9 protein-coding genes and 1 tRNA gene are annotated in these 7,330 nt (G+C 65.3%); 4 read left to right on the forward strand and 6 right to left on the reverse strand.

Annotated elements, in window-relative coordinates; all coding sequences use genetic code 11:
- On the reverse strand, positions 1-757 hold a 757-nt coding region (locus EN742_RS17625), incomplete at its 3' end, for a DMT family transporter (RefSeq protein WP_148670137.1).
- Between the two features lie 155 nt (positions 758-912).
- On the opposite strand from EN742_RS17625, the gene EN742_RS17630 reads away from it, so the two are divergent.
- Positions 913-1,227, forward strand: coding sequence for a hypothetical protein (locus tag EN742_RS17630; protein ID WP_245455368.1), 315 nt, complete (start codon positions 913-915; stop codon positions 1,225-1,227).
- Positions 1,228-1,383: 156 nt separating this feature from the next.
- Here EN742_RS17630 and gluQRS read toward each other — a convergent pair whose 3' ends face one another.
- On the reverse strand, positions 1,384-2,259 hold the full coding sequence (gluQRS, locus tag EN742_RS17635; protein WP_126058121.1) for a tRNA glutamyl-Q(34) synthetase GluQRS: 876 nt from the start codon (positions 2,257-2,259) through the stop codon (positions 1,384-1,386).
- Positions 2,260-2,356: 97 nt separating this feature from the next.
- Between gluQRS and EN742_RS17640 the strand changes: the two genes are divergently transcribed.
- Positions 2,357-2,998, forward strand: a complete 642-nt coding sequence (locus EN742_RS17640) for a DNA-3-methyladenine glycosylase (RefSeq protein ID WP_126058122.1) — start codon at positions 2,357-2,359, stop codon at positions 2,996-2,998.
- A 228-nt stretch (positions 2,999-3,226) separates the two neighbouring features.
- Positions 3,227-3,784 (forward strand): HNH endonuclease, encoded by a 558-nt coding sequence (locus EN742_RS17645; protein ID WP_023677956.1) that lies wholly within the window; start codon positions 3,227-3,229, stop codon positions 3,782-3,784.
- 158 nt (positions 3,785-3,942) lie between these two features.
- Here the strand turns inward: EN742_RS17645 and EN742_RS17650 are convergent, their stop codons facing one another.
- Positions 3,943-4,461, reverse strand: a complete 519-nt coding sequence (locus EN742_RS17650) for a disulfide bond formation protein B (protein ID WP_126058123.1) — start codon at positions 4,459-4,461, stop codon at positions 3,943-3,945.
- Between the two features lie 25 nt (positions 4,462-4,486).
- Positions 4,487-5,077, reverse strand: coding sequence for a YqaA family protein (locus EN742_RS17655; RefSeq protein WP_126058124.1), 591 nt, complete (start codon positions 5,075-5,077; stop codon positions 4,487-4,489).
- Positions 5,078-5,311: 234 nt separating this feature from the next.
- Between EN742_RS17655 and EN742_RS17660 the strand changes: the two genes are divergently transcribed.
- Positions 5,312-5,396, forward strand: a tRNA-Leu gene (locus EN742_RS17660).
- Positions 5,397-5,488: 92 nt separating this feature from the next.
- Here the strand turns inward: EN742_RS17660 and EN742_RS17665 are convergent.
- Both EN742_RS17665 and EN742_RS17670 read right to left on the reverse strand, forming a co-directional pair.
- A complete protein-coding gene (locus EN742_RS17665; protein WP_126058125.1) occupies positions 5,489-6,808 on the reverse strand; it encodes an HlyD family type I secretion periplasmic adaptor subunit in 1,320 nt (439 codons plus the stop codon).
- A 4-nt stretch (positions 6,809-6,812) separates the two neighbouring features.
- The coding region (locus tag EN742_RS17670; protein ID WP_128333085.1) for an ATP-binding cassette domain-containing protein at positions 6,813-7,330 on the reverse strand (518 nt) is incomplete at its 5' end.

Raw genomic sequence — 7,330 nt, forward strand, 5'->3', positions numbered from 1 at the left:
CCGCCGGTACGAGGTAAAACAGCGAGGCGACCTTCGACATCTCGCCGTCGCGGATCATCACCATCAGCAGGAAGATGGCGCCGATCGACAGTACCAGCACCAGCCAGGCCAAGGCGAAGATCAACTCGCCATTGATGGTGACGGTGCGCGTCTCGAAGGCGAGCGAGGCGAGCACCATCAGCGCGGCGCCGCCGACATATTGCCACATCGTCGCGGTCACCAGGTCGCCGCCGGAGGCGAAGCGTTTCTGCCAGACGGTGCCGGCGCTCATGGCCAGCACCGAGACCAACGAAGCGGTCAGCGTCGCAGCGGTGACGCCGCCGCCAACGGCTCCAAGCTTCGGCCACAGCACGATGACGACGCCGACCAACCCGACGGCGAGGCCGATCCAATGGCGTGGCAGGATCGCCTCGCCGAGGAACTTGCCGGCAAGCACCGCCGTGATCAGTGGCTGCAGGCCGACGATCAGCGCCGAGAAGCCGGCGGGCATCCCCCTGTGGATCGCCCAGAACACGGCGCCGAGATAGACGCCATGCATCAGCAGGCCGGCAACCGCGGCGTGGCAGGCCTCCGCGCGGGAGGCTTTCCTGGAGCCGAGCACGGTCGTGAGAACGGCGAGCAGGATGGCGGCCAGGACGAAGCGCGCGGCCAGGAAGGTGAAAGGCTCTGCCCAGGGCATGGCATAGCGCGCGCCAATGAAGCCGGTCGCCCACAGGACGACGAAAGAGGCGGGGATGAACCGCTTGATGCTGTGCATGTCCGGGGGGCCTGTCGCTTGGGTGAAGAGGTAACTAGCGCGATTGCTCTAATGCCGTTCAATCCGGCAATCAAAACGAAACGATTGATCCATAAGCTCACTCGAATTCAACACAGGGCGCCACGACAGCCGATAGCTGCCGTTGGATCAGGGGCATGGCGTTCAGCGCGCCATGGGCAGGCATGCTTTTGCATCTCGACACAAGCTGGCTGCTGATGACGGTTGCGACCGTCGCGGTCTTCGGCTTCTTCTTCGGCACCGCGCTCGACGCCATCATGCAGGAGGACGGTTTCGGCTCGACCGGCAACACGCTCCTGTTCACGCTTGGCTTCTTCGTCGCGATCATGGTCGCCAACGAGCACGGCATCAGCCTCAGGGACCTCAAGCTGGCGGTTGCCTGCGGCCTGGGCGGCGCCTTTACCTTCATCAGCGGCATGGCGCTGATCAAGGCAGGCCTGGCGCGCTGGTGATGGGTACGCCGATATTCAGGTGAGGCCGGCCTGCGAATGGCGGTTTCCTGCGCTTCCGGTGCTCACGTACTTGAAGTACGCTCCGCTCCGATTCTCGGAACCCGCCATTCTCGACTCGGCCTGACCTGAATCTCAGCATACCCAGTTCGAGGAATCCTAAAGGCCGACCAGCCGCCGGACATCGTCCGGCGAGGCGCCGGCCTGCCTGAGCGCGGCGAGGCCGGTATCGCCGAGGCTCTTCGACAGCTTGCGGCCGTCCGGGCCGAGGATCAACGGGTGGTGGAAATAGGCCGGCTGCGGCAGGCCGAGCAGGTCCTGCAGAAGGCGCTGAACGCCGGTCGCCAGGAACAGGTCCTGGCCGCGCACGACATGGCTGATGCCTTGCAGCGCGTCGTCGACGACCACGGCGAGGTGATAGCTCGTTGGGATGTCGCGCCTTGCCACGATCACGTCGCCCCAGTCCTGCGGCCGCGCCTCGATGCGCCGCGTGCCGCCGAGTGTGTCGTCACTGAATTCGGTCCATGACAGGTCGGCGGAAACGCACGCCATCGACTTTTCGATATCCAGCCGCCAGGCGAAGGGCAGGTTCTCGGCGATCCGTCGCTTCCGTTCCCTGATCGGCAAGGCCTTGTCCATGGCGGGATAGAGCGGCACGCCGTCGGGATCGCGCGGCCAGTCGCGGCCGCGCTTGTCGCTCCCGGCGATATGGGCCCTGATCTCGCCACGGCTCATAAAGGCGGGATAGACGAGCTCTTCCCCAATCAGCCGGTCGAGCACCGCCTGGTATTCGGCGAAGTGCTCGGACTGGCGGCGCACCGGTTGTTCCCACGCCAGCTCCAGCCATTCCAGGTCGCGATAGATGCCGGCTTCGAATTCCGGCGTGCAGCGCGTGGTGTCGATGTCCTCGATGCGCAGCAGCAGGCGGCCGCCCGCCGCCGATGCCAGTTTCTGGTTGAGCAGCGCCGAATAGGCATGGCCGAGATGCAGGTCGCCGTTCGGGCTCGGCGCGAAGCGGAATGTCAGCAGCGTCATCTCTTTGGCGGCAATCGGGTTGTGCGGCGCTTTCGCCGGTTGCTACTTTGCACGGCCATCAATTGCCACTTCGTGCGCGTCCTGGGAACAAGCAAACATGCAGCGCATCGCCAGTGTCGACGACATCGCGCGGGGCCTCGACGCGCTCTGCCGCATCGACCCGCGGCTGGAGACGGTGCGCGGCATGGCGGGCGATGTGCCGCTCAGGCTCTCCGAGCCGGGCTTCAGGAGCCTGGCCTCGATCATCGTCTCGCAGCAGGTGTCGCGCGCCAGCGCCGATGCGATCTTCGGCCGGCTGACCAGGCTGCTCGACCCGCTGACGCCGGAAGCGGTGTTGGCCGCCGGCGAGGACATTTTTCGCGAGGCCGGGCTGTCGCGGCCGAAGCAGCGCGGCCTGCTCGCCGTCGCCGGCGCCGTGGTCGAGGGGCTCGACCTGCACCGTCTCTGCCGGCTCGATGCCGATGAGGCGATCGCGGCGATGACGGCGGTGCCGGGCATCGGTCCGTGGACGGCGCAATGCTACCTGCTGTTCGCCGCCGGCCATCCCGACGTCTTCCCGGCGCGGGACGTCGCGCTGCAGAGCGCGGTCGGCCATGCGCTGGGCATCGACCCGCGTCCGCCTGAGAAAACGCTTATCCGCCTCGCCGAATCATGGAGCCCGTGGCGAGGTGTCGCGTCGCGGCTTTTCTGGGCCTATTATCGTGAAACGCGGGGGAGGGACGCCGCGCCACCGGCGTAAATCCGTAAAAAAGCCCTAAAATCATGCGTTTTTGACATTTCGGGCGCGCGACAATCCGCTTCACATCCCTGTCATGTCGGGCTTACAGTATCCGCGCCGATCGGTTACGGCGCCGTGCATCCGGTTGGATGCTCAAAAGACGCCGTAAGACTTTTGAAGTTGCGCATGATCCTTTCCGAAAATCGTTCGATTTTCGGGGTCATGCGCGGAGCCAAGGAGGTCAACGACGTGACGGTTGCCGTATCTCCGGATGGGCTTCCAGCACTGGTGCTGAACGCGGACTACCGTCCGCTCAGCTATTACCCGCTGTCGCTCTGGTCATGGCAGGATGCCATCAAGGCGGTGTTCCTCGAGAGGGTCAACATCGTCGCCGAGTACGAGCATGCCGTATCGTCGCCGACCTTCTCGATGAAGCTGCCCAGCGTCGTCAGCCTGAAGGCCTATGTGAAGCCGTCAAGGCATCCGGCCTTCACCCGCTTCAACGTCTTCCTGCGCGACCGCTTCCAATGCCAGTATTGCGGCACGCCTGACGACCTGACCTTCGACCATGTCATCCCGCGCCATCGCGGCGGCGCGACGACCTGGGAGAACGTGGTCGCCGCCTGCTCACCCTGCAACCTCAGGAAGGGCGGCATGATGCCGGCGCACGCCAAGATGTGGCCGCTGCAAAAGCCCTATCAGCCGACGGTGCACGACCTGCACAACAACGGCCGCCTGTTCCCGCCCAACCATCTGCATGAAAGCTGGATGGATTATCTGTACTGGGACGTCGAACTGGAACCGTAGAGTTCGGCAGAAATCCGCGAGCCCGGTCGTCTGCCGCAGCTTTCTGCGCTTCCGGTGCTCACGTACTTAGGTACGCTCAGTCCCGGTTCTCGAAAGCCGCGCCAGCCAATCCGGGCTGGCGAATTTCTGGACGAACTCTGCGTCGCCAGATCACGCGGTCAGTCGCGCGAAAGGGCGCTGCGGAAGGCGACGGCGGCGAGGATGAAGCTGGCGATGGCGTTCCAGCCGGCCAGCGACAGGCCGAGGATGCGCAGCGCCGCCTTGTCGCAGGAGGGCGGCACGAACTTGTCGAGCGCGTCGAGCACGCCCTTGCCGCCGGTGTCGACCGGGCCGGCGCCGGCGGTGCAGTCGGCCGGGCCCGGCCACCAAGCCCATTCGACGCCGGAGTGGTAGACGCCGAGATAGAGGCCGTAGAGCATCAAGAGGCCGCCGACGGCGAGCAGGCCTCGCGTTAGACAGGCCGGCGCCTTGAGCAGCGAGGCGATCGCCGCCAACAGCATCAGTGGCGCGCCGACGTAATAGGGCGTGCGCTGCTCCAGGCAGAGGTGACAGGGGATGTAGCCGCCAATGTACTGGAAGGCGAGCGCCGAGCCGACGGTGGCGGCCATGGCGACGGCGAGGAACAGGGCGGCGCGCGTCCGCTGGCGTCCGGTGTCGGCATTCATGGTCGCTGTCATCGAAGGTGGTCCGTTTGCGTGGTCGCTATGCGTGGGCGTATCTGACGAGGATATAGAGCAAAATAAGGGCAGCGGCGCCGGCGCCGACGATCATGCCGAGGCGCTTCTCGATGAACTCCTTGATCGATTCACCATAGCGGCGCAGCAGCCAGGCCAGCAGCAGGAAACGAGCGCCGCGCGCCACGATGGCAAGGCCGATGAAGAGCAGCAGATTGACGCCGATGACGCCCGACAGGATCGTCACCACCTTGATCGGCGGCAAATGAGCGGCGCCCGAGGTGATCAGCATCAGGATGATGAAGCCGATGCCGGACGACGTGCGCAGCGCTTCGAACTCGTCGTATTTGCCATAGAATTCGAGGATCGGCTTGGCCACCGCCTCATAGGCGTAGTGGCCGATGAACCAGCCGAAGACGCCGCCGAGCACCGAAGCGGCGGTGGCGATCAGCGCGTAGCGGTAGGCGCGCTCCGGCTTCGACAGCGCCATCGGCAGATAGAGCACGTCCGCCGGCACCAGGAACACGGAACTCTCGACGAAGGCGATGAAGGCCAGCCACCATTCGGCGGATTTGCGGGCTGCCAGCGAGAGCGTCCAGTCGTAAAGTCCGCGAAGCATCGGCTCTCCTGTGATTGCGCCGCCCTTCCTGCACTGTCCACGCATGTCGTTTTGCGCGACATGCAGCGACGCGCCGCTTGTCTAGAAAGATTTTCCGCGCCGCACAATGGCAGCACCTTCACGAAACCGAAAGGTGAAGATTGGTCGCGGGCGTGAAGCCGATCGGGAAACTCGCCAGTTGACGAACAGGCCCGCAACCGTATAGTCCGCGCCCATCCAGGCCGCCCGGCCTGAGCCCCTATGGCGGAATTGGTAGACGCGCTCGACTCAAAATCGAGTTCCGCAAGGAGTGCTGGTTCGATCCCGGCTAGGGGCACCACTTTCAATAATCAGGCAGCGGGCCTTCTGGAAACGTCCGCCGTACCGATCCGGTGATGGAGGCACGATGATGAATCGTGCGGTCAGCAAGGCCTATCGCTCCGTGAAAGCACGCGCGAAGGAATCGAGCATCGGCCGTGCGAGATACTCGAAGAAGGTGCGATTGCCGGTGTTGATGAACGCCTCGACCGGCGTTCCCGGGTAAAGCTGGTCGGCTTTCACGCCGGGCGGCAGGGCGTCGGCAATCTTAAGCCTGGCGCGGAAATAGGGTTCGCGCGTGGTCTGGTCGATCAGGCGGTCGGCGGAGATTTCGCTCACCGTCGCCGACACCTCCGGCGTCAGGCGCATGTTGAGCGCCGACAGCCTGAGCTTTGCCGGCTGGCCGACGCTCACCTGGTCGATGTCCTTCGGCCTGAGCTTGGCATCGACGTTGAGGCCCGATGCCGTCGGCAGGATCTCCATGATCTTTTCGCCCGGCGCGATCACGCTGCCCATGGAATTATAGGTCGACGACACCACGATGCCGGCGGCCGGCGCCTTGATCGTGGTGCGCCGAAGCACCGCTTCGGCCGCCCTGATGCGCTCCTTGATGTCGGCGAGGTTGGTGCGGACCTCGTCGAGCCTGGTCAGCGCTTCTTCCACGCGCTGCGTGGTCAGCCGCTCGACCTGCACCTGCGCCTCGACGATCTGGGAGTTGGCCGCGGCGAGGTTTGCCTCCAACGCGCCGGCCTGGCCGACGAGATCGGCCTCAGAGCGCAGAAGCTGCGAGTATTCGGTGCGGTTGGTGAGGCCCTTGTCCAGCAGGCTGGTCTTGATGCCGAGCTCCTTCTTCACGACATCGGCCTGCTGCTCGATGGCGAGTTTCTGGGCGTTCAGGCCCACGACCGACTCGCGGTGCATGGCGACCCGCTGCGCCATGATCGACTGTTCGGAGTGGAAGCGCGCGAGCCTGGCGTCGAATACCTTCTGCTGTTCCCGGACAAGATTTTCGAAATCCTGCTGGAACGGCGCCGGCGCTGCCTCGGTGATCGGCGCAAGCCTGTCCAGTCCGTCGCGCTCGGCTTCGAGGCGCGCCGCGCTTGCCTTGAGCGCGATCGACTGCCTGGTCAGCCGGTTGAGGTCGGCTTGCGCCGCCGTCCGGTCGAGGAGGATGAGGTCCTGGCCCTGCCGCACGCGGTCGCCCTCACGGACGAGCAGTTGCTGGATGATGCCGCCCTCGGGCTGCTGGATCAAGATGTTGCCGCCAGTGGCCGATATCGTGCCTTGCGTGATCACCGCGCCGGACAGCGGCGCGCTCATCGCCCAGTAGCCGAAGCAGCCCGCGAAGATTGCGATTGCCCCATACCCGGCCAGCGCCACACGCCGGAAGTCGGTGCGCGGATGGCCGTCGAAGGTGAGGCTCTCGGCTGTCATCGACTTACGATCCGAAGCGGGTGCCGTGTGCGCGCATCGTCTGCGCGAACGAGCCCGTCACCACGGTGCCCTGCTGTGCAGGCAGACCCTTGGCCACCGACGACTGGCGCAACACCTCGCCGCTCGGACCGAAGGCTTCGATCACGCCACCGCGCAAAAGCATCACGCGGTCGCAGGCCGCGGCGATCGATGGGCGATGCGTGATCACGATCGTCGTGACGCCGGCGGCTTTCGCAGCCGAAAGCACCGCTTCGAGCGCCATCTCGCCGCTGCCGTCGAGATGGGTGCTGGGCTCGTCCAGCACGAGGATCCGCGGATTGCCGTAGAAGGCGCGCGCCAGCCCGATCCGCTGTCGCTCGCCGCCCGACAGCGTCCTATCCGAGGGACCGACCATGGTCTGGTAGCCATCGCGCAGCGCCAGAATCAGATCATGCGCCTCGGCGCGCCTTGCCGCCTCGATGATCGCGGCGTCGTCCGCTTCAGGGTCGAAGCGGGCGACGTTGTCCGCGATCGGTCCAGGAA

The organism is Mesorhizobium sp. M4A.F.Ca.ET.020.02.1.1, from assembly GCF_004022645.1.
In the GTDB taxonomy this organism is placed as follows: domain Bacteria; phylum Pseudomonadota; class Alphaproteobacteria; order Rhizobiales; family Rhizobiaceae; genus Mesorhizobium.

Excerpts from the sequence above, each read along its gene's own strand:
- EN742_RS17630 (WP_245455368.1), top strand. The coding sequence starts at position 913 with ATGGCGTTCAGCGCGCCATGGGCAGGCATGCTTTTGCATCTCGACACA.
- gluQRS (WP_126058121.1), bottom strand. The coding sequence starts at position 2,259 with ATGACGCTGCTGACATTCCGCTTCGCGCCGAGCCCGAACGGCGACCTG.
- EN742_RS17640 (WP_126058122.1), top strand. The coding sequence starts at position 2,357 with ATGCAGCGCATCGCCAGTGTCGACGACATCGCGCGGGGCCTCGACGCG.
- EN742_RS17650 (WP_126058123.1), bottom strand. The coding sequence starts at position 4,461 with ATGACAGCGACCATGAATGCCGACACCGGACGCCAGCGGACGCGCGCC.
- EN742_RS17655 (WP_126058124.1), bottom strand. The coding sequence starts at position 5,077 with ATGCTTCGCGGACTTTACGACTGGACGCTCTCGCTGGCAGCCCGCAAA.
- EN742_RS17665 (WP_126058125.1), bottom strand. The coding sequence starts at position 6,808 with ATGACAGCCGAGAGCCTCACCTTCGACGGCCATCCGCGCACCGACTTC.